Raw genomic sequence first — 21,272 nt, 5'->3', positions numbered from 1 at the left:
CAAAACGGCTAGTCTGGTGTCATGATGACCGTCAAAGCCCGAAGGTCCGGCAGTCGCTGGCGCGGCTTGCTGCGCTGGCCCTTGCGCATCCTGGCCGCATTCGTCCTCCTATCCTTCTTCCTGGTCCTGCTTTACCGGTTCGTTCCGCCACCGGTGACGATCACGATGCTGCTCGACCCCAATGGCATCACCAAGGAATGGATGGGCATCGACGAGATGGACCCCGACATGCCGCGTGCCGCAATCGCTGCTGAGGACGGCAAGTTCTGCACGCATCACGGTTTCGACGTCGACGCCATCGCCAAGGCCGCGATCCACAATGCGAGCGGCGGACGCATCCGCGGCGGCTCCACCATCAGCCAGCAGACGGCGAAGAATGTCTTCCTGTGGCAGGGCGGCGGCTTCGTGCGCAAGGGGCTGGAGGCGTGGTTCACGATGCTGATCGAGGCCGGCTGGGGCAAGCGCCGGATCATGGAGGTCTATCTGAACGTCGCGGAGACAGGGATCGGCACCTATGGCGTGCAGGCCGGTGCGATCCGCTATTTCCACCATGGCGCCGGGCGGCTGACGCGGACGGAAGCGGCGCGGATAGCCGCTGTCCTGCCGCTGCCCAAGAAGCGCGCCGCTATCGCGCCGGGCGGCTTTACCCGCCGCTACGGCAACACCATCGCGGCGCGCATCGGCGTAGTCCAGCGCGACCGACTGGACGGCTGCATCAATTAGAAAGGGCGGGGATTTCTCCCCGCCCTTTCCCTTGAAGCTTGCTGTAGAACTTAGAAGCCGATGATCAGCGAGGCGCTGATCGCGCGCGGCGAACCGAAGTTCACGAACGCGGACGAGGAACTGGCCAGCGTATCGAGGCCGCCGCTGAATGAGCCGACATAGAATTTGTCGAACAGGTTGCTGACGTTGAGCTGAATCGCGCCCTTTTCCATGCCGAGGCTGGCGAGCGAGTAACGCAGGTCGAGGTCGACCACGGTATATCCCTGGAACTTGGCACCGGGGAAGATCAGCTTCGTCGAGCCATCGCTCAGCGTGACGCGCTGAATTTCGCCGTTGATGTCGTTCAGGTAGCGCGAACCGGTCCGCTTGGCCTGAACACCCAGGGTGAAATCGCCGAAGTGCCCTGCAAACGACCGCCAAGCAGATATTTCGGCGCGCTGCGCTCCCGCTTGCCCGACGTGCGCAGATAGGCAACGCCGTCCTGCACATAGCACAGGCCCGCCAGACCGATGTCGCTGGTTGCCGAACAGCTGCCGGTGACGGCATCATCCTGGATTTCCGACTTGATATAGGAACCGAAGATATAGGCAGTGACCTGCGGGATCGGCGTGTAGGAAATGCTGCCGTCGACGCCGTATTTCTTCACCGGACCCAAGTTCGTGTCGGTGCCGTTGCCGTCAATATCGTAAGCGGTGACGAGGCGGTTCTTATATTTGGAATACCAGCCGGTCAGAGCGGCCTGAACCTTGCTCGACGTGTAGCGCAGGCTGAGGTCGAAGCTGTCCGAGGTTTCCGGAACACGATAGGCCGCATCGCTGTCCGCAGGGAAATAGAAGGCGTTATAGAGCGCGTCCGTGCTGGGAACCGAGATGTTCTTCGCGTAGCTGCCGGCAATGCTGATTTCCGGCGTGATCTTGAACACCGCGCCCAGGTTCGGCAGGAACTTGTCATATTTCAGCGTCCGCGCCTGCGGCAACGCCGAACCCGACGGCTTGCCCGTCGTGGCGTTGTCGCTGTACGGCTTGGCAGCAGTGTAGGCCGCGATCTGATCTTCAGGCACGCAGTCGACAAACCCGCCGGAACTGGTGGTGAAGCAATATTGGTTCAGGTCGCGCTTGAAGAAGGGCAGACGGCCGCCGATCAGCACGGTCAGCTTGTCGTCGAAGAAGGTGCCCCGATATTCGCCAGCGATCTGATGCAGCGTGGCGTAGGACAGACGGTTGCGCTTTTGCAGGGCATTGCCGTCGGTATCGGTCACCGGATCGTTGATCGCGAACACGTCCTGCGGGGAACCGTCCAGTTTCAGGAAACCGGCATAGCCCGTCTGACGGTGGCGCGCCCGGTCGAAGCTGTACGACAGACGAACCCGATTATTGTCGTCGAATTCATAGGCAAGGTTGGCGATCGCCACCCAGCGGCGGGTGTTGGTCTGGCTCGGCTGAAGCAGGGTGAAGCGATCGGATTCCGCGCTGCCCGAAATGATACCGTCGCCGTTCTTGTCGACGCCCAACGTACCGTCGCCGTTGAAGTCGCGGCCGAAGTAGAAGGAACCGCCATAATTGCCGGTGTAGGGAGCGCCGTTGATATAATTATAGGCTTCGTAGGCGCTGGTCGTGCCGCCGCCATTGGCCTTCACCCACTGATAGGCACCGTCGACGGTCAGCGTCAGGCGGTCGGCCAGCGTGAATTTCGAATTTGCTCGCACGTTCCCGGTGTTCGAAGGGTTGAAACGACGTTCGAAATCGGTGCCGCAAGAGTTGGTCTGATCGGCTACGGCCGCATCGCCCGTCACGTTAACGGTGCAAGGATAGTTGATGTCGTAGAACCGGCCCTTCTTGTCGCCCGTGAATGCGCTGGCGCGGAAGGGCGAGCCACCGAAATTGTTGCGGTTCTGGTTATAATGCGCCGCCAGCGAGATGAAGTCGCCGTTCGAGCCGATATCCTGCCAGATCTTCGCATTATATTGCTGCTTGTCGACCTTGCCGTAGTTGGAGAAGGCCGCGTCGTTCTTCGCGCGCGAGGCGGAAATCCAGGCCTTCGTGCCATGGCCGGTCAGGTCGCCGGTGTTGACGACGCCGAACATGCGGAAAAAGGGACGGTCGCCCGACCCGCTGGCGACGATATTGCCGTAGCTCACGCTGGCAAGCACGCCATAATCGTCGCTGGGTTCCAGCGTGTTGATGTTGACGGTGCCGCCGACCGCAGCCGCGGTCGGGCTGTCGACGTCGGTCGAACCCAGGTTGACGTTGACGGTCTGGATCAGTTCGGGATCGACCTGCTGATTGGTATAGATCGCATAATTACCCGAGTCATTGAGCGGGATACCGTCGAAAGTCTGCGAGATGCGGTCGGAACTGAAGCCGCGAATGGTGAAGCTGCCGCCCGAAGAACCCCATGGGTCATTGTTGGTGAAGCTTACACCCGGAACAAGATTGATGATTTCGTTGACCGACTGGCCGGGGCGTTGCGCCTGGATCAGTTCCTGGTCCAGAACCACTTTCGCCTTGGGCGAATCGGGGATCTTGACACCGCCGACGCTCTGGTCGGCACGGGCGCCTGTAACGACGATGGTGTCGAAATCATTCGAACCGGTGGACTGCGCAAATGCAGTGCACGGAACGGCAACGGCGATGATCGCCACGCTGCCCATCAAAAATTGCTTCATTGACCCTTGTCCCTTTCAAAGGTGGCGCGGCGCGCCTGTGCTGTCCGCTCTTTCAAGCCGTGGCTGCTGGTGGCGCCTTCTGGCGACGGCCCTGTGATGCTGTGATTGCATTTTTGTTACAAGGCAGCATGGCGGCTGTCACATTCCCCCCGCCCACGGCACTCCAAGCGCCCCGGGCATCGCGCCTATGGGGCTAACATATTGCCAAATAATGACATTCTGACAGCGAAAACTTGTAGTTTGACGATGGTGCAATTTTGCAACGCAGCGAGATTATTTGTGCAGACGCACAGGAAACGAAAAAAGGCCGGCAAAGCATGCCGGCCTTGATTTGGCTTTACGCTACGGAATGCGTCGAAGGGTCAGGCCGCGTCGTCGGCCCGCTTTTTCGTTTCGCTGAATACGCGAATCGGTTCCTTGGTCCCGGCGACGACATCCTTGTCCACCACCACTTCGCCCACGCCCTCCATCGACGGCAGGTCGAACATCGTGTCGAGCAGGATCGCTTCGAGAATGGACCGCAGCCCGCGCGCGCCGGTCTTGCGCTCGATCGCCTTCTTCGCGATCGCGGTCAGAGCGTCGTCTGTGAAGCTGAGTTCGACATTCTCCATGTCGAACAGCTTGCCATATTGTTTGACCAGCGCGTTCTTGGGTTCCACAAGAATCTTGACCAGCGCGGTCACGTCCAGATCCTCCAGCGTGGCGATCACCGGCAGGCGGCCGACGAACTCCGGGATCAGACCGAATTTGAGAAGATCTTCCGGCTCGCTCTGTCGCAGCAGTTCGCCCGTCTTGCGCTCTTCCGGGGCAGCGACATGGGCGCCGAAACCGATCGACTTGGCTTCCAGACGGTCGCCGATGATCCTTTCGAGGCCCGCAAAGGCGCCGCCGCAGATGAAAAGGATGTTGGTCGTGTCGACCTGGAGAAATTCCTGCTGCGGATGCTTGCGGCCGCCCTGCGGCGGAACCGAGGCGGTGGTGCCTTCCATCAGCTTGAGCAGCGCCTGCTGCACGCCCTCCCCCGACACGTCGCGCGTGATCGACGGATTCTCGGCCTTGCGGCTGATCTTGTCGATCTCGTCGATGTAGACGATGCCGCGCTGCGCTTTCTCGACATTATAGTCGGACGCCTGGAGCAGCTTCAGGATGATGTTCTCCACATCCTCGCCGACATAGCCGGCCTCCGTCAGCGTGGTCGCGTCGGCCATGGTGAAGGGCACGTCGAAAGTCTTGGCGAGCGTCTGCGCCAGCAGCGTCTTGCCGCAGCCGGTCGGGCCGACCAGCAGGATGTTCGATTTGGCCAGTTCCACCTCGCCCGGCTTGGTGCCGTGGTTGAGGCGCTTATAATGGTTATGGACCGCCACCGACAGGACACGCTTCGCGCGGTTCTGGCCGATCACATAATCGTCCAGCACGTCGCAGATTTCCTGCGGGGTAGGAACGCCACCATCCTTCTTGCCGACGAGACCGCCCTTGGTCTCCTCCCGGATAATGTCGTTGCACAATTCAACGCATTCATCGCAGATGAACACGGTCGGCCCCGCGATCAGCTTACGCACCTCATGCTGCGACTTGCCGCAGAAGGAGCAGTAGAGCGTGCTTTTGGAATCGGAGCCTGTCAGCTTAGTCATTCGCCATTCTCTCTTCCCGGCCGGAACGGGGCCTCACGCCCTATTCGATCCGGGATATTCTGGTCCAAAGGCTATCCTAGCCCGTGGCGCGTCCGTTTCACAAGGGGTGAAAGTGGCGCGCCCGGGTAAAGATACCCTTTATCCGTCCGTTGTATCCGTCGCCACAGGGCGGCGGTCGAACACTTCGTCGACGAGACCGAAGGCCTTGGCCTCATCCGCTTCGAGGAAGGTGTCGCGATCCATCGCCCGTTCGACCGCCTCCAGCGTCTGGCCGGTATATTTGACATAGAGGTCGTTGAGGCGCCGGCGAATACGCAGGATTTCCTTGGCCTGGATCTCGATGTCCGACGCCATGCCCTGCGCACCGCCCGAAGGCTGATGCACCATGATCCGCGCGTTGCTGAGCGCGATGCGCTTGCCCGGCTCGCCCGCCGCGAGCAAGAAGCTGCCCATCGACGCGGCCTGGCCGATGCAGACGGTGCCGACCTGGGGCCGGATATATTTCATCGTATCGTGAATCGCCATGCCGGCCGTCACCACGCCGCCGGGCGAATTGATGTACATCCAGATGTCCTTTTTCGGATTTTCCGATTCAAGGAACAGAAGCTGTGCGACGATGAGGGACGCCATATGGTCCTCCACCTGGCCGGTGATGAATATGATCCGTTCGCGCAGCAGCCGCGAATAGATGTCGAAGCTGCGTTCGCCGCGGTTCGACTGTTCGATAACGATAGGAACCAGCGCGGCCATGGGATCGGACATGATATCGGTCATTGTGCTCTTTCAGGGTGGTTGCTTTTGCCCGCCCCTACATCGGCACAAATGGCGGACGGTTCAAGGGGGTTGGACCGAACGGCGACGATCAGTCGCGCAGGGCGAAGTCCGACGGCGCACGGAATGCGAGGTAAGCCAGCCGGCGCACCTCGCGCCGGCCGCGCACCACCGTGTCGAGGATGAGGCCGCACATGGCCGACAGGGTGGCGAGGATCATGAGGCCCGTCACCAGGATGGCGGTGGGGAAGCGCGGCACCAGGCCGGTATCGAGATAGGTCACGATCAGCGGCGCGGCCAGGCCCAGGCCCAGCGCCGCCAGGACCGCCGCGATCAGGCCGAAGAACAGGATCGGCCGCTCGATACGGTAAAGGGTGATGATGGTGCGCAGGATACGGAACCCGTCGCGATAGGTGCTCAGCTTGCTGACCGATCCTTCGGGCCGCGCGCCATAGGCTGTCATGACTTCCGATACCGGCATAGCCAGTTCGAGCGCGTGCACGGAAATTTCCGTCTCGATCTCGAAACCGGCCGACAACACGGGGAAACTCTTGACGAAACGCCGTGAAAACACGCGGTAGCCCGAAAGAATGTCGGTGAAGCTGCGACCGAACAATTGTTTCAAAAGGCTGGTCAGCGCCCAATTGCCGAAGCGATGGCCGCGCCGGTAGGCCGCCTCCACCTCGTCCCGGCGGCATCCCACCACCATGTCGAGATTGTCTTCCAGCATCGCGGCAATCATCGCCGGTGCGGCGGCCGCCTCATAGGTCGCGTCGCCGTCCGCCATGATATAGATGTCGGCGTCGACGTCGGCGAACATGCGGCGCACCACATGCCCTTTGCCCTGCTGGCTGACGCGGCGGACGATGGCGCCGGCACCGGCGGCCAGGTCACGGCTGCCATCGGTGCTGTTATTGTCAAAGACATATATGTCGGCGGCAGGCAGCGCGTGGCGAAAATCCTCCACCGTCTGCACGATCGCTTCGGCCTCGTTATAGCAGGGCAGGATGACGGCGACACGCGGCGACGCCATGGCGGTTTCACTGTCCACGGCCGGAAATTCCTTCATCGTCGCCACTAACCCCTGCATCATTTTGTCTCCTCCATGGGACATCATGATTAAGATTTCGTCTGCCATGCCGCGCGACACATGAAAAGCGCCCGTGCTTCACCAGGGAAGCCGGGCGCGAATTCATGCCGGACGGGGCGACCTTATTCGGCCTTGGCAGCAGCCTTCTTGGGAGCAGCCTTCTTCTTGGGCTTTTCTTCCTCGGCGGCCGGCGCGGCGTCGGCGGCGGCAGTGTCCTTCTTGGCGGCTGCCTTCTTGGCCGCCGGCTTCTTGGCGGGCGCCTCCTCGGCAGCCGGTTCAGCATCGGCCTTGGCCGGTTCAGCAGCCTTCTTCGGGGCCGCCTTCTTCGCCTTCGGCTTTTCGTCATGATCGTGATCATGGCCGCAACCGGGGCCGTGAACGTGCGGCTTCAGTTCACCGTCCTCCGACTCGATCGCCGCTTCCAGTTCCTCGCGCGCGACGGCACGTTCCGTCACCTCCGCCTTGTCGAACAGGAAGTCGACCACCTTGTCCTCATAGAGCGGTGCGCGCAACTGCGCGGCGGCCATCGGGTCCTGACGGACATACTGGACGAACCGTTCGCGATCCTGCGGGCTGTACTGCTGAGCGGCCTGCATGATCAGGCGGTTCATTTCCTGATCGGACACGGTCACGCCGTTGGCCTGGCCGATTTCGGACAGGAGCAGGCCGAGACGGACGCGACGCACGGCAATGGCGCGATAATCGTCCTTTTCCGCTTCCATTTCCTTGAGCGCCGCCTCGGGATCTTCCTCATGGCTCGCTTCATGCTGGAGCTGGGCCCAGATCTGTTCGAATTCGGCGTCCACCATGCTGGGCGGGACGTCGAAATCATGGTTGGCCGCAAGCTGGTCGAGCAGCTTGCGCTTCATGTGGGTGCGGGTCAGGCCGTTATGTTCCTGCTCGATCTGTCCCTTGAGCAGTTCGTTCAGCTTTTCCAGGCTTTCCAGGCCGAGCGACTTGGCGAAATCATCGTCAACCTTGGGCTTGTCGCCGTCAAGCACCGACTTGACGGTCACGTCGAAGGTCGCGGCCTTGCCGGCCAGATGTTCCGCGCCATAATCCTCGGGGAAAGTGACGTCGATCGTCTTTTCCTCGCCCTTCTTCACGCCGGTCAGTTGATCTTCGAAACCGGGAATGAACTGGCCGGACCCGATCTTCAGGCGAATATCCTGCGCCGAACCGCCCTCGAACGCCTCGCCATCGACCTTGCCGACGAAGTCGATGACCAGCGTATCGCCTTCAGCGGCAGCATGATTTTCGGCATGTTCCTCAAGCGCGCCCTGCTGGCTGGCAATGCGGCCTGCAGCTTCGGCGACCTTATCGTCGGCGACCGGAACGGTCAGCCGTTCCAGCTTCAGCCCCTCGATGCTGGGCACCTCGATTACCGGCAGCACTTCCAGCGCGACCTTGACCTCGGCATCCTTGCCGAATTCGAAGCCTTCATCCAGTTCGACCGAAGGCTGCATCGCCGGGCGCAGCTTCTGGTCGGCGATCAGCTTCTGCACGCCTTCCTGGATCGAATTGTTGAGCGCGTCGCGCTGCAGGCTTTCGCCATGCATCTTCTTGACGAGATTGGCGGGCACCTTGCCAGGGCGGAAGCCGGGCATGCGCACCTGCGGCGCTATGGCCTTCACTTCCTTTTCGACGCGCGCGTCGATGTCCTTCGACGTGATGGTCAGGGTATAGGCGCGCTTCAGGCCCTCGTTCAACGTCTCGACAGTCTGCATCTTTTCTCTCAAACGCTTTCTTCAGCTGAATTTCGGTGGCGCTTGCGATGGCATGGGCCTGGCGCACTGGTGCGGGCGAAGGGACTCGAACCCCCACATCTTGCGATACCAGAACCTAAATCTGGCGCGTCTACCAGTTTCGCCACGCCCGCATCGGTCGCCGGTCGGCGCGGCATAGAGAAAAGCACGGGCAGAGGCAAGGGATTGTGAAATCGCTGCCGGAACCGTCATCCTCGCCCGAACGTAAGGTGTTGGCAGCCATTTGCAGGAGACCCTCATGAGCACCCGGCCAAGCCCCGATCCCGCGACCGTTCCCGCACCCGACGTCATAGAGCCGCAGTCGCCCGACGAACTGCCCGTGCCCGGCGGCCCGGCGGAAACGCCCATGACCGAGCCGGACGAGATCGTACCGCCCGTGCCGGACAATGACCAGCCCGACAGCACACCGCCGGAGCTGCCGCCACCAACGTGAACCTGCGGGACGGACAGGAAAATACCCGCCCCGGCAATTTTTTTGCGCGGTCATGGAACATTTCGGTCGTGTGTCAAAAATCCCCGACGTCTTTCTGGACAGCGTCGAGAATCCATGATTGAACTATGACAGAAAAGAGAAATGAGGAGAGGCGCGACTGACAAGATAAGGGGGTCGACGTGCAAAGGGTTCGTGCCAAGCTGGAATGGTTCAAAACCGTCATCCTGCCGCAGGAAGCAGCATTGCGCGCACGCCTGCGCCGCATACTTCCATCCACGCATGAGCTGGAAGACATGGTGGCCGAAGTCCTGACCCGGGCCTATGCCACGGAAAACTGGGAAAATGTAACGACCGGCCGGGCCTATCTCTTCACGATTGCCCGAAATCTGGTGATCGACACGGCCCGCCGCAACAAGGTGGTGAGTTTCGAGACAATCGCCGACCTGGAACTGCTGGGCGGAGAAAATAATATCGAGGCGCAACTGCATGCCCGCGAGGCTTTGCGCCAGATCGAAACCATCGTCGAGTCGCTTCCCCCCCAGTGCCGCCGCGTGTTCATCCTCCGCCGCATCCACGAAAAATCGATGCTGGAAATAGCGGACGAGATGTCCCTGTCCGTTTCTACTGTTGAAAAACATCTGGCCAAAGCAATCGCAATAGTTATGCGGGCCTGGGCAGAACGTGAGGAAACGGATTTCGAACGTGCAGGCGTCGGGACCAGGGTCAAGCTGCGGGGACAGGGACGCGATCGAAGCGGAAGCCGCGCGCCTGCTGGCCAGGCTTAACAGCGACCCCTCTCCACAAGACGAAGCTGAAATATGCGCATGGGTCGAAAGCGACCCACGCCACGCCGTTGCGTTTGCACGCGCGGAAGCCGCATGGGATGCGGCCGAGAGGCTGAAAAGCGCGGCCGCCGAAATCACCCTGCCCCCCCTTCAGGTCATCGTCAGCGAGGAACAGCAGCGCCGGCTGTCCCGCAACATCATGGTCGCCGCCGCCGTGGCCGTGATGCTGTTCATCGTGGCGGCCATCGTCACGGTTCGCACCTTCACCGGTGTCGAACGATACCAGACCGGTATCGGCCAGGTGCAGGACATTGCGCTGGAGGACGGATCGCAGCTTCACCTCAACAGCGGAAGCGAGGCGGAAGTCCGCTTCACCGGAAATGGACGCAAGGTCCGCATCCTGAAGGGCGAAGCATCCTTCGACGTCGCCCATGGCGACGATCGCCCGTTCGATGTGGAAGCCCGCGCCGCCGTCATTCGCGCGGTCGGCACCGCCTTCAATGTCCGGTTGCGCCCTTCCGTCGTCGAACTGACGGTCACGCACGGGACAGTCACGGTTCATTCCGGCAACAACAGTCTTGCGCGGGTCGGCGCGGGCAGCGGGGCGGTGATCCAGCCGCGCAGCATCGCGCTGACGCGACTCGACCCCAAGCTGGTCGGCCAGCGGACCGCCTGGCGCGAACGGATGGTCGAACTGGACGGCGAAACGATCGAGCAGGCGGCGGGCGAGTTCAACCGCTACCGCACCACCCCCATCCTGATCGGTGACACCCGCGTATCGGCTCTGCGCATCGGCGGCCGGTTCCGCACCACCGACAGCCGCCAGTTCCTGTCGGCCCTGCAACTGAGCCTGCCCGTTCGCGCCGTGAACGGCGAGGACGGATCGGTCATGCTGCTGTACCGCGACGACGCAAGCGACGAAGACGCCGGCGATATTCCCTGACGAGGCGGCGTGTCCGCGAACAGGTCAGGCGCTGCACGATACCACATGCCCGCTGCCGGGTAAGCGCCGGCGGGACACCCTATAGCTCATCGCGATGGCCACCATCGCCACGGCCAACCCCGCAAGCACGTCTATGAAATAGTGGCCGCCGGTAATCGGTGTCGAGGCGAGCATCAGGCCATTGACGGCAAGAAAACCCACCCTGAACATGGAAACTTGCCATCCTCCCCACATGAACAACAGGCTTGCCGCCGCATGAAAGCTGGGAAAGGCGATCAGGCCGTTCATCTGCGCAACCTCGATCACGCGTATCGACCCATCGCGAAGCCCTTCGATAACGGGAATGTGGAGCAAGCCGGAGAGCGGTGCCAATGGTGTATCCTGGGGGAGCAGATTGGCGGCCGCCGACCTGGCAGGAAACACAAGCATGCCGACGTCGGTCAGGACAAGGGCAATGATGAATGCGGAAACGAAACGATAGGCCTGAGGCAATCGACCGGTGAGGGTCAGCGCGCCCACAATCAGCATGGGCATGTAGAAAAAGCTGCCATATGCCAGCGACAGGATCCGGAATATTGCGGGCCGACTTACCGAAAAATTCCAATATGCGCGCCAATCGAGCGCCAGGAGCGCATCGGCGGCGAGAAACTGGCGGTCCCACCACCCGTCACTCAGCGCGGCTAGGGGATAACTCGCAATACTGCCCACCAGCGAGGCGATGGACAGATAGGCCAGGCACTCCAACAGCCAAACGACGCGACGAAGCATTTCGCTGAATTCCGGCCGACTGACCGACGCGCAGACAAGGCCGACGCTGACCGAAGCTGCCAAGCCAAGCGGAACTCCGCTGATCGACAGATGCAGGCCGGTTACGTAGAGCAAGGCTGTGCAGCATAAGGTTGCAAGAGCCAGCGAGACAATGATGAAATAGCGCTGCTCGCTCATGCACATCCTTTCGTTCACGGGGCCGATAGGATATTTGCGTTAATCGCCGGTTGATTTTCCGTTACGGTACAATGCTTTCCCGCTGCCGGCATGACATGGCGGTGCCTTGCCTGCCGCGCCCCCTTCGTCCACCCGGTATCAGATGATACCTCCCGCGGATGTCAGGATAGCAATGTTCGCACGAGGTCCGGGACCAGCAGGGTGGCCGGCCCCAGACGGCTCTCGTCGAACAGCGCGCTGCCGGCAGACGGATCGAGATTGAGCTCGATCGTGTGCGCGCCGGCGTGGCGGGCGGTCTGGACAAACCCGGCGGCGGGATAGACGGCGCCGGACGTTCCGATCGACACGAACAGATCCGCCTGCTCCAGCGCGGCGTAGATGCGATCCATCCGGTAGGGCATTTCGCCGAAGAACACGATGTCGGGACGCAGGCGAGGCGCCGCGCAACCGGTGCAGGACGATCCGGGCGGCAGCGGATCACCCCAGGACACCGCCTTGCCGCAGGCCACACAGAGCGCCGAACGCAATTCCCCGTGCATGTGGATCAGCCGCCTCGCCCCCGCCCGCTCGTGCAGGTCGTCGACATTCTGCGTCACGATCAGCAGGTCGTCGCCCCATGAAGCGTCGAGCGCGGCCAGCGCCTCATGCGCGGCATTGGGCTGCACATCCGCCAGCTTGGCCCGGCGCTCGTCGTAGAAACGATGGACCAGCACCGGGTCGCGGGCCAGCGCCTCGGGCGTGCACACATCCTCGACCCGATGCCCTTCCCACAGGCCGTCAGGCCCGCGAAAGGTGGCAAGGCCGCTCTCGGCGGAAATACCCGCGCCGGTGAGGATGACAATGTTACGGATATCGTGGGTCATGGAATGCTTCTAGCCTCCGCGCGGACAGGCCGGAACCGTTGACGTCCGACGGATCAAGGCTTCGGCTTCTTTCCGTCGATCAGCACTGCCTGCTGCCAGCGGCCCGGCGCCTTGTCGGCGCGATGGATGCAACCGGCCCAGCAACAGGGTCGCCCTTTCCCCTCGCGCAACTCCTGGCAGCAACGCGCGATACGGCGCGCACGCGTCGCCGCCTGCTTCGCATCGTCGACCCAACAGATGAATTCGTTGCGGCCCAGCGGCGTCAGCCCCTGCCACAGGGCCAGCAGGCCGGGATCGGCCTCGATCGCGGCCCGCATGTCGACGGCCGCCTGGTGCACTGTCCCCTGCGCGAAATCCTGGGTCATGTCCGCTCGCGCGCCCTATGCCGCCAGCTTGCGCGCCCGGTCCCGCCATGCCTCGGCAAGGACGGGCATGTCGGCGAGCATCGCGACCGCTGCCGGATCGGCCTTGTGCCCGCCACCGATCAGCAGGGAGAAGACGCGGGCGATATTCCATTCGGGCAAGGGACGTTCGAGCAATTCCATGCTCGTGCCGGCCTGCGCCTCCCCTTCCCGCAAGACGCGGAAATAGAGGCCGCAACGCGCCGTCCGGACGATGGTCGCCATGACGTCACGCGCACCGAAGCGATGGTCCAGCTTCCAGCAGGGCTGGCGGCCATGACTGACCTCCACCATCGCGCTGCCCAGCGAAAAGCGGTCGCCAAGGCAAATGTCCCGCTCCGTCATCCCGCGCGAGGCGATATTCTCGCCAAAGGCCCCTGCCCGGTCGAGCAGCGCATGGCCCGGCTTGCGGTCGCGCCACCAGCCATAATGATCCTGCGGATAGAGGTGGATCGCCTTGTCCCAGCCGCCATGATGGATGCGGTCGGCCACAGCATCCCCGGCGAGCCCGTCCCAGCAGATCGCCACCGGGCCGCTGACCGGCTGCTTTGCAATGGCGCTATGGTCCTTGTCGCGAAACGGCATCGGTGTGCCGACCAGCAAGGCGTCGACGGTCATGGAAGGCGCGGTCATGCCGCTTCATGCCATAGCGACCGCACGATGGCGATGGCCGTTTGCGCTAAGCCGGACTGTCAGGCGGCGTCCAGTTCGGACCCCAGTTTCAGTACATGTCCGCCGGTATCGACGCTGATCAGATAGGCCGGATTGTCGGGGGAGCCGTTGCGGCGGATCAGCGAGCCGTCGATCGTGCGTTCCACATGACGATCGAACCGCTCCGCAATTTGCCCGCGGCCGACGCCCTGCCCCCAGTTCCAACGGACCCGGCTTCCCTTGCGGAATCTCTCGGTCATGGAGCATCCTCTCCTTGCTTGGGTGCACACCGCGCCGGCCGCGTTCCCGGGACCTGCACCGGCAAAATTCCCGACCGCGCAACTGGTTCCCTTGGGTTTTGCAACGGCATGGAGTAAGGGGCGGCGATGGATGCAACCGGCCTTCGTGTCGCCCTGTTCAGCGGCAATTACAATTATGTGCGGGACGGCGCGAACCAGGCACTCAACCGCCTGGTCGGCTATCTGCTGCGGCAGGGGGCGGCAGTGCGCGTCTATTCGCCGACGACGGACACGCCCGCCTTCGAACCGGCCGGCGACCTGGTGAGCGCGCCTTCCTTCGCGGTCCCGGGGCGGCGCGAATATCGCGTGCCCTATCGCATGTCGGGTGAGGTGCGGCGCGATCTGGCGGCTTTCCGACCCAATGTCGTGCATGTGTCCAGCCCGGACCCGCTCGGCCATCGGGCGGTGAGCTGGGCAAGGTCCAATAACCTGCCCGCAATCGCCTCCGTCCACACCCGGTTCGAAACCTATCCGCGCTATTATGGCCTCGCTTTTCTGGAACCGCTGTTGGAATCGGTTCTGCGCCGTTTCTACCGGCGCTGCGACGCCATCGTGGCGCCGTCCGAATCCATGGCGCAATTGCTGCGCGAGCAGCGGATGAACTACGACATCGGCATATGGACCCGCGGCATCGATCGCGACATCTTCAATCCCGGCCGGCGCGACATGGAGTGGCGACGCGCTCTGGGCATCGCCGATGACAAGCCAGTGATCGGTTTCATCGGCCGGCTGGTGATGGAAAAGGGCCTGGACGTCTTTTCCGACACGATCGACCAGCTCGGAACGCGCCAGGTTCCCCACAAGGTGCTCGTCGTCGGCGAAGGACCGGCACGCGAATGGTTTCAGAGCCGCCTGCCCCACGCCGTGTTCACCGGCTTTCAGAAAGGCCCGGACCTGGGCCGGGCCGTGGCCAGCATGGACATGCTGTTCAACCCGTCCGTCACCGAAACCTTCGGCAACGTGACGCTGGAAGCGATGGCGTGCGGCCTGCCGACGGTCGCGGCGCGCGCGACTGGCAGCGAAAGCCTGGTGACCGAGGGCATTACCGGGCGGCTGATCCGGCCGGGCGCGATCCAGGATTTCGCCGATGCGTTGCAACTTTATTGCCAGCAACCCGATGCCAGGGCCGCCGCAGGCACCGCAGCACAGGCCCGGGCGGAACGAAACGGCTGGGACCAGGTGAATCAGGCGCTGGTCGACACCTATGTCCGCGTCATCCGCCAGCGGGCGCATGGCATGGCGCCCCGGTCCAGCCCGGTTCCCTGAGCGCGGCGCGCACCCTATACCCGTTCCGATGGCCGACCTCTTCGCCCCAGATACCGATGCCGAAACCCCGGCCGACACCGCCCCGCTGGCCGACCGGCTGCGTCCCCGCAGCCTTGCCGAAGTGGTGGGACAGGATCACCTGACCGGGGCCGACGGCGCGATCGGCCGCATGGTCGCGGCGGGGCGGTTGTCATCGATCATCTTCTGGGGGCCGCCGGGGACGGGCAAGACGACGATTTCCCGCCTGCTGGCCGACGCGGTGGGGATGCGCTTCGCGCCGGTATCGGCGGTGTTTTCGGGCGTCGCGGACCTCAAGAAAATCTTCGCCACCGCCGCAGACCATGCGCGACGCGGGGAAAAGACGTTGTTGTTCGTGGACGAAATCCACCGCTTCAATCGCGCCCAGCAGGACAGTTTCCTGCCCTTCGTCGAAAATGGCACGGTCATCCTGGTCGGCGCGACGACGGAAAACCCCAGCTTCGAACTCAATGCGGCCTTGCTGTCGCGCGCGCAGGTGCTGATCCTGCGTCGGCTGGATGCGGCGGCACTGGAACAGCTGCTGGAACGGGCCGAAGCCGTGACCGGGCGACCCCTGCCGCTGGATGCCGCCGCGCGCGAGGCGCTGCTGGCGAGCGCCGACGGGGACGGACGCTTCCTGCTCAATCAGGTTGAGACGCTCCATGCGATAAACATCGGCGAGCCGCTGGATCCGGCCGGGCTTTCGGCCCTGCTCCACCGGCGGGTCGCCGTCTACGACAAGGATCGTGAGGGCCATTACAACCTGATTTCGGCGCTGCATAAATCGCTGCGCGGATCGGACCCGCAGGCCGCGCTCTATTATCTCGCCCGAATGCTGACAGCGGGGGAGGAACCGCTTTACGTCCTGCGCCGGCTGGTCCGCTTCGCGACGGAGGACATCGGCCTGGCCGACCCGCAGGCGCTGGTCCAGTGCCTTGCTGCCAAGGACGCCTATGATTTTCTCGGCTCGCCCGAAGGCGAGCTGGCGATCGTGCAGGCCTGCCTCTATTGCGCCACAGCGCCCAAATCGAATGCCGCCTATGCGGCGATGAAGGCATCCTTCAAGTCCGCCCGCGACACCGGATCGCTGATGCCGCCGCAGAATATTCTCAACGCCCCGACCCGGCTGATGAAGGATATCGGCTATGGCAAGGGCTATCAGTATGACCATGACGCGGCAGAGGGCTTTTCGGGCGACAATTACTGGCCCGGGGAGATGGCGCCGCAGACATTCTACACCCCCACCGAGCGGGGGTTCGAGGCGCGGATCGCCGAGCGCATCGCCTACTGGAATCGCTTGCGCGCCGACCGTGACGGATGAACCCCCGGTTCACCCGCTTCGCGGCGATAGACTGGTCCGGCGCCCGCGGATCGCGGCACAAGGGGATAGCGGTCGCCATCTGTCAGGACGATGGACAAGCGCCGCGCCTCGTTCAGGGTCCGGACGGCCTGTGGTCGCGCACGGCGGTGGCGGATTGGCTGATCGCCATGGCGCGCGAGACCCCGACCCTGTTCGGCTTCGACTTCAGCTTCGCCCCGCCCTTCGTCGCGCGCGGCGCCTATCTGCCCGGCGATCCGGTGCCTGACAACGCGCCGGCCTTCTGGGCCTATGTCGACGCGCTCTGCGCCGACCCGGATCTGGGCGCGGCCAGCCTGCTGGAAATCGCGCATCGCCGCCATTTCTATTTCGGCAAGGCGGACGGCGTGAAGGCCGAGTTCCTGCATAACCGGGTGTGCGAGGCGCTGTATAATTCCCGGGGCGGCGGCAAGCCTTCCACCATATACGACGCGATTGGCGCGGCGCAGGTCGCCAAGGCGAGTTTCGCGGGCATGCGGTTGCTGCACAGGGTGCGCGACCATGTTCCGGTCTGGCCTTTCGATCCGCCGACACGGAGGGGGTCCATGATCGTCGAAATATACACCAGCATCGCCGCGCGGGCCGCCGGACGACCAAAGGGCCGCACCAAGATTCGCGACCGGCAAGCGCTGAACACGGCGCTCGACCAGCTGGGGTCGGCACCTCATGTCGGCCCGATGCCGGACGATCATGGCGCCGACGCCATCGTCACCGCCGCGTGGATGCGCCGCATGGCCGCGCATCCGCCGCTCTGGGCCCCGTGCGGACTGACACCGCAAATAGCACGCACTGAGGGCTGGACGTTCGGCGTCATCTGATAGTAAGGGCTTGCCGCCCGAACGGTGCGCCGGCTTAGCACAGCGGTAGTGCAGCGGTTTTGTAAACCGAAGGTCGGGGGTTCGATCCCCTCAGCCGGCACCGGGCCATCACCCGGGGTGATCCGCAATGCAAAATGGGGGCCGGCATCGCTGCCGGTCCCCACTTCCGTCGGGTCGTCCGATCCGCGTCCCGTGACGGGATGCGATCATCGGCCCGGCGTTTTCCCTCGCGGCGTTCCCGGGACGGAAACACCTCTCGGGTCAAGCTCCGGGTCTTGGCCAAGGGCCGCCATCCCGGGGCTGGTCATCCGGTGTTCCATGCCCGACGTTCACTTTCGCGCGTACCCGGCATGGTGTCCGTAGACCCGTCCGGCGCCCCTGCCACATTCTTGCGAACACGGCATGACCGCCCGACCATCGATACTAAAAATACTGTTTTATCAGTATTTTATGGAAAATCATCAGATGATTTTCCGTCGTCTCGATAGATGGATGGTCTCACCATTCCCGAGTCGCACAAAGCGAAATCTGACGCTTTGGAGACATGAGATACGGCAAATCTGTGGATAAATGTGGATAAGTCCTCAATCCATGCCCTCGCCCGGGGACCATCCCTGGGGTGCCAGCGTAAAACCGGCAAATTCGAAACCGGGCGTGACCGTGCAACTGACCAGCGTCCATCCGCCCTGCGGCAAGGCTGCCTGCCAATGATTGGCGGGCACGCGCAGCTGCGGCGACTGCCCCCCCGGCACGTCTGGCCCGAGCAGAAGGGATTGCAGGGGCGCGGCGGGCCGCGCGGCCATGTCCAGTCGCAAAGGCGCCCCTGCGTGCCAGAACCAGATCTCGTCCGCGTCGACCCGGTGCCAGTGCGACCGTTGATGCGATTCGAGCAGGAACAGAATGGCGGTCCCCGCCGCCCGTTCCCCTGGCCGCGCCGCCGCCCGCCATGTCTCGCGATACCAGCCGCCTTCGGGATGGGGCGACAGCGCGAGCGCGTCTATCAACGCCCTTCCCGCCCGTTCGTCGTCTCCGTGCATCGCTCCACCCTGAAAAATATGGATTTAGAAACAAGCGCTTATTTTGTTGCCGCAGGTTCATGCAACCTGGATCAACCTAGGCTGGTTGATGCACCAAGTCACGCAAATGGAGGAGATTTCATGCGTAACATTCTGCTCGCGGCCGCGGCCGTCTCGCTGGCCATCCCCGTGTCCATGGCCGTGCCCACGGACGGCGCCCAGGCCCGGAAACATTATCGCTACAAGGAATGGCGTGGCCGCGACGGCCGCACTTATTGCCGGAAATCCGACGGCACGACCGGCCTGATCATCGGCGGCGTCGGCGGTGCTCTCGTCGGTCGGGCCATCGATACCCATGGCGATCGCGCCACCGGCACGATCCTGGGCGCAGCCGGCGGTGCACTGCTCGGCAAGGAAATCGACAGCAAGCGTCGCTGCCGCTGATCATCGAAAAAGGGCGGCATCCGGTGTGGATGCCGCCCTTTTTATCGAACCGGATCGATGATCAGTTGGCGGCGCCGCGCGCCTCTTCGACATCGAACGTCACCTGCTGACCACCCGACGTGCCCGAAACCTTGCCATTCTTGACAGCCAGGTTGAACGCAACGGCGTCGGGGTAGCGGCGGCCAGAAATAAGCTTGCCGCTCTTCGTGTCCTTCACCTCATACACATAGGTGTAGCCTTCGTGCGAGAAGCGCTGCTTGGGCGCATCCTCGGCGTGGGCGGCGGTGACGGCGATGGCGCTCAGGGCGCCGGCGATGACAAACTTGGACAGCATTCGCATGGGTTTACTCCTTGTGAATGCCGATCAAACACCTCTGTATCTTCTGTTTTGTTGACACCCTTTTATGTTGCAGTGCGGCAATGCCTCAATCGCAAAGAGCGTCGGCACGGTTGCACCGCGCGCAATCGCCCTTCAGGATGTCGCCTTCGACAAAGCGACGATGTGATCGAACTGTGCCCGGGTCAGGGGGGACACGGACAGGCGCGACTGACGCAGCATCACCATGTCCGCCAGAGCGGCATCGGCCTTCATCGCCTTGAGCGTGACCGGCCGATCCAGCTTTTCCTTCGGCGCGACATGGACCGCGATCCACTTGCCGCTCTCGTCCGTGCTGTCGGGCGCCGCTTCCTCTACGATGGTCATGATGCCTACCGCCTCGACGCCGATATTGCTGTGATAGAACAGCGCCTCGTCGCCCTTGCGCATTGCCCGCATATGTCCCTGCGCCGCGTGGTTGCGCACGCCGTCCCATTCCGCTTTCCCTTTTTCGACCAGATCGTCGTAGGAAAAGACATCGGGTTCCGATTTCATCAGCCAGTAGTTCATCCCGCCTCCTTGCAACAGCGCCTCGACGCGATCAAGGATGAGAACAGAACTGGCCGTCCCCATATGCGCGGGGGCAAGGGACTTGACGATTTTCGGAGAATGCAACGTGTCGCAATCAGTGCTGGAACAGGTGCCCGTCCTGTCCATGGCGGGAATGGAAAAGCGGGATTTCGCGGTCGCGTTCGGCCAATCCTTCCAGCGTTTCGGCTTTGCCATGGTGCGCGACCATGGCATGGACGAGGCGCTGATCGACGAAGGATGGGCGATGGCGCGGCGCTTCTTTGACCTGCCGGTCGCCACGAAGACGCGCTATGACGCCAAATTCAACGGCGGTCAGCGCGGCTATACCGCCTTCGGCGTCGAGATCGCCAAGGGGGCCAGCGAGAACGACCTCAAGGAATTCTGGCATGTCGGGCGCGACCTGGCCCCCGGAGACCCGCTCGCCGCGACGATGCCGCCTAATATATGGCCCGAGGAACTGCCCGGGTTCGAATCGGTGTTCGCGCCCCTCTACCGCGAGTTCGACCGCGTGGGCGGAGAATTGCTGTCGGCTATCGCACTCTATCTGGGACTGCCCGAACGCTGGTTCGACGCGCCGGTAAGGGACGGCAACTCGATCCTGCGGCTGCTGCATTATCCGCCGGTATCGCCCGCAGCGCCGGGCATCCGCGCGGGCGCACATGAGGATATCAACCTGATCACGCTGCTGCTGGGGGCGGAGGAAGGCGGGCTGGAACTCAAGGACCGCAGCGGCAACTGGCTGCCGGTGGTGCCGCCGCCCGGGGCGCTGGCCATCAATGTGGGCGACATGCTCCAGCGGCTGACCAACCACGTCCTGCCGTCCACCAGCCATCGCGTCGTCAACCCGCCGCCCGAACGCCGGGGGCGGTCACGCTATTCCATGCCCTTCTTCCTGCACCTGCGGCCCGATTTCCTGATCGACGCGCTGCCCCAGTGCGTCACGGCGGAAAATCCGCGCCGCGATCCTCCGATCACGGCGCATGATTACCTGACCGAAAGGCTGATCGAGATCGGGCTGATCAAGCGGGAATGAGGCGCGGTCAGCGCCGCGCCCGGCCGAGCGTGATGCCGATTTCCTCGCCCCGTTCGGACAGGGCGAGCTTGACGATCTTTACCTCGACATGGCTGACCTTGTCGTCCTGAAGGAAGATGGTGTCGACGATATGATCGGCCACCGCCTCGATCAGGGTGAAATGCTGCCCTTCCGGCAAAGCGGTAGTCGCCGCATGTTTGAGGTCCATGTAGTTTTTCGACCGGGACAGCGGCGCCGACGGGTCGTAATGATCGTCGATCCGGAGCCGCGCCCGGATGGAAATGCGCAGCGGTTGCGGAAGGTGGGTTTCCTCCGAATAGATCCCGGTGAGCACATCGACGTGGAGATTGTTGACCTCCAACGTCAGGAAATCGTCAAAAGCGTCGTGCATAGGTCGCCATCATCTGCCGGACCTGTCCGCAGGCCGGGCGAGTTTAGTCTTTCATT

The 21,272-nt window shown here is 63.0% G+C and carries 22 protein-coding genes, 2 tRNA genes and 1 pseudogene; 10 read left to right on the top strand and 15 right to left on the bottom strand.

The features are described from left to right. Positions 1-21 precede the first annotated feature (21 nt). On the top strand, positions 22-723 hold the full coding sequence (mtgA, locus tag J3E64_RS15180) for a monofunctional biosynthetic peptidoglycan transglycosylase (RefSeq protein WP_253343875.1): 702 nt from the start codon (positions 22-24) through the stop codon (positions 721-723). Positions 724-773: 50 nt separating this feature from the next. Here the strand turns inward: mtgA and J3E64_RS15175 are convergent. The 6 genes and pseudogenes from J3E64_RS15175 to J3E64_RS15150 form a co-directional block, all read right to left on the bottom strand. Beyond that, positions 774-3,388: pseudogene (locus tag J3E64_RS15175) on the bottom strand (TonB-dependent receptor). Positions 3,389-3,750: 362 nt separating this feature from the next. Further along, positions 3,751-5,019: an ATP-dependent Clp protease ATP-binding subunit ClpX gene (gene clpX / locus J3E64_RS15170; RefSeq protein WP_253343874.1), complete on the bottom strand. Its 1,269-nt coding sequence runs from the start codon at positions 5,017-5,019 to the stop codon at positions 3,751-3,753. A 138-nt stretch (positions 5,020-5,157) separates the two neighbouring features. Then, on the bottom strand, positions 5,158-5,793 hold the full coding sequence (clpP, locus tag J3E64_RS15165) for an ATP-dependent Clp endopeptidase proteolytic subunit ClpP (protein WP_253343873.1): 636 nt from the start codon (positions 5,791-5,793) through the stop codon (positions 5,158-5,160). An 88-nt stretch (positions 5,794-5,881) separates the two neighbouring features. Further along, a complete protein-coding gene (locus tag J3E64_RS15160; protein WP_253344001.1) occupies positions 5,882-6,859 on the bottom strand; it encodes a glycosyltransferase family 2 protein in 978 nt (325 codons plus the stop codon). A 143-nt stretch (positions 6,860-7,002) separates the two neighbouring features. Then, entirely contained in the window at positions 7,003-8,607 is a 1,605-nt protein-coding gene (gene tig / locus J3E64_RS15155) for a trigger factor (protein WP_253343872.1), read from the bottom strand. Between the two features lie 67 nt (positions 8,608-8,674). Next, positions 8,675-8,759: transfer RNA gene (locus tag J3E64_RS15150), tRNA-Leu, on the bottom strand. Between the two features lie 125 nt (positions 8,760-8,884). Between J3E64_RS15150 and J3E64_RS15145 the strand changes: the two genes are divergently transcribed. The 3 genes from J3E64_RS15145 to J3E64_RS15135 all read left to right on the top strand — a co-directional run bounded on the left by J3E64_RS15145 (position 8,885) and on the right by J3E64_RS15135 (position 10,807). After that, positions 8,885-9,079, top strand: coding sequence for a hypothetical protein (locus J3E64_RS15145; RefSeq protein WP_253343871.1), 195 nt, complete (start codon positions 8,885-8,887; stop codon positions 9,077-9,079). Positions 9,080-9,258: 179 nt separating this feature from the next. Then, entirely contained in the window at positions 9,259-9,864 is a 606-nt protein-coding gene (locus J3E64_RS15140; RefSeq protein WP_253343870.1) for a sigma-70 family RNA polymerase sigma factor, read from the top strand. Continuing rightward, positions 9,782-10,807: a FecR domain-containing protein gene (locus tag J3E64_RS15135; protein WP_253343869.1), complete on the top strand. Its 1,026-nt coding sequence runs from the start codon at positions 9,782-9,784 to the stop codon at positions 10,805-10,807. Before J3E64_RS15140 ends, J3E64_RS15135 begins: the two co-directional genes overlap by 83 nt. A 24-nt stretch (positions 10,808-10,831) precedes the next feature. On the opposite strand, the gene J3E64_RS15130 is transcribed toward J3E64_RS15135, so the two are convergent. The 5 genes from J3E64_RS15130 to J3E64_RS15110 form a co-directional block, all read right to left on the bottom strand. Then, the gene (locus tag J3E64_RS15130; RefSeq protein WP_253343868.1) at positions 10,832-11,752 is read right to left on the bottom strand and encodes a phosphatase PAP2 family protein; all 921 of its coding nucleotides are present in this window, start codon (positions 11,750-11,752) and stop codon (positions 10,832-10,834) included. Between the two features lie 161 nt (positions 11,753-11,913). After that, entirely contained in the window at positions 11,914-12,615 is a 702-nt protein-coding gene (locus tag J3E64_RS15125) for an NAD-dependent deacylase (RefSeq protein ID WP_253343867.1), read from the bottom strand. A 53-nt stretch (positions 12,616-12,668) separates the two neighbouring features. After that, on the bottom strand, positions 12,669-12,980 hold the full coding sequence (locus J3E64_RS15120; RefSeq protein WP_253343866.1) for a YdeI/OmpD-associated family protein: 312 nt from the start codon (positions 12,978-12,980) through the stop codon (positions 12,669-12,671). Between the two features lie 15 nt (positions 12,981-12,995). Beyond that, on the bottom strand, positions 12,996-13,649 hold the full coding sequence (locus tag J3E64_RS15115; RefSeq protein WP_253343865.1) for an MOSC domain-containing protein: 654 nt from the start codon (positions 13,647-13,649) through the stop codon (positions 12,996-12,998). Positions 13,650-13,708: 59 nt separating this feature from the next. Further along, on the bottom strand, positions 13,709-13,927 hold the full coding sequence (locus J3E64_RS15110) for a DUF2945 domain-containing protein (protein ID WP_253343864.1): 219 nt from the start codon (positions 13,925-13,927) through the stop codon (positions 13,709-13,711). Between the two features lie 126 nt (positions 13,928-14,053). On the opposite strand from J3E64_RS15110, the gene J3E64_RS15105 reads away from it, so the two are divergent. The 4 genes from J3E64_RS15105 to J3E64_RS15090 all read left to right on the top strand — a co-directional run bounded on the left by J3E64_RS15105 (position 14,054) and on the right by J3E64_RS15090 (position 17,525). Further along, positions 14,054-15,232 (top strand): glycosyltransferase family 1 protein, encoded by a 1,179-nt coding sequence (locus tag J3E64_RS15105; RefSeq protein WP_253343863.1) that lies wholly within the window; start codon positions 14,054-14,056, stop codon positions 15,230-15,232. A 28-nt stretch (positions 15,233-15,260) separates the two neighbouring features. Continuing rightward, complete coding sequence (locus tag J3E64_RS15100) at positions 15,261-16,571, top strand: replication-associated recombination protein A (protein WP_253343862.1); 1,311 nt, start codon at positions 15,261-15,263, stop codon at positions 16,569-16,571. Further along, positions 16,568-17,425 (top strand): hypothetical protein, encoded by an 858-nt coding sequence (locus J3E64_RS15095; protein WP_253343861.1) that lies wholly within the window; start codon positions 16,568-16,570, stop codon positions 17,423-17,425. Before J3E64_RS15100 ends, J3E64_RS15095 begins: the two co-directional genes overlap by 4 nt. A gap of 28 nt (positions 17,426-17,453) precedes the next feature. Further along, positions 17,454-17,525, top strand: a tRNA-Thr gene (locus J3E64_RS15090). Between the two features lie 484 nt (positions 17,526-18,009). Here J3E64_RS15090 and J3E64_RS15085 read toward each other — a convergent pair. Continuing rightward, on the bottom strand, positions 18,010-18,462 hold the full coding sequence (locus J3E64_RS15085) for a cupin domain-containing protein (protein WP_253343860.1): 453 nt from the start codon (positions 18,460-18,462) through the stop codon (positions 18,010-18,012). Positions 18,463-18,582: 120 nt separating this feature from the next. Here J3E64_RS15085 and J3E64_RS15080 point away from each other — a divergent pair, with 120 nt between their 5' ends. Then, on the top strand, positions 18,583-18,885 hold the full coding sequence (locus J3E64_RS15080) for a glycine zipper 2TM domain-containing protein (RefSeq protein WP_253343859.1): 303 nt from the start codon (positions 18,583-18,585) through the stop codon (positions 18,883-18,885). A 61-nt stretch (positions 18,886-18,946) separates the two neighbouring features. On the opposite strand, the gene J3E64_RS15075 is transcribed toward J3E64_RS15080, so the two are convergent. Continuing rightward, on the bottom strand, positions 18,947-19,219 hold the full coding sequence (locus tag J3E64_RS15075; RefSeq protein WP_253344000.1) for a hypothetical protein: 273 nt from the start codon (positions 19,217-19,219) through the stop codon (positions 18,947-18,949). Between the two features lie 138 nt (positions 19,220-19,357). Then, positions 19,358-19,771 carry an EVE domain-containing protein gene (locus J3E64_RS15070; RefSeq protein WP_253343858.1) on the bottom strand — a complete coding sequence of 138 codons (414 nt, stop codon included), beginning with the start codon at positions 19,769-19,771 and terminating at the stop codon, positions 19,358-19,360. Positions 19,772-19,877: 106 nt separating this feature from the next. Here J3E64_RS15070 and J3E64_RS15065 point away from each other — a divergent pair, with 106 nt between their 5' ends. Next, on the top strand, positions 19,878-20,825 hold the full coding sequence (locus J3E64_RS15065) for a 2-oxoglutarate and iron-dependent oxygenase domain-containing protein (RefSeq protein WP_253343857.1): 948 nt from the start codon (positions 19,878-19,880) through the stop codon (positions 20,823-20,825). A 7-nt stretch (positions 20,826-20,832) separates the two neighbouring features. On the opposite strand, the gene J3E64_RS15060 is transcribed toward J3E64_RS15065, so the two are convergent. Continuing rightward, entirely contained in the window at positions 20,833-21,216 is a 384-nt protein-coding gene (locus J3E64_RS15060; protein ID WP_253343856.1) for a dihydroneopterin aldolase, read from the bottom strand. Between the last annotated feature and the right edge of the window lie 56 nt (positions 21,217-21,272).

Origin of the sequence: Sphingobium sp. OAS761 (assembly GCF_024168485.1) — a bacterium.
In the GTDB taxonomy this organism is placed as follows: Bacteria; Pseudomonadota; Alphaproteobacteria; order Sphingomonadales; family Sphingomonadaceae; genus Sphingobium.
This window is presented reverse-complemented; position numbering and strand designations above follow the sequence as displayed.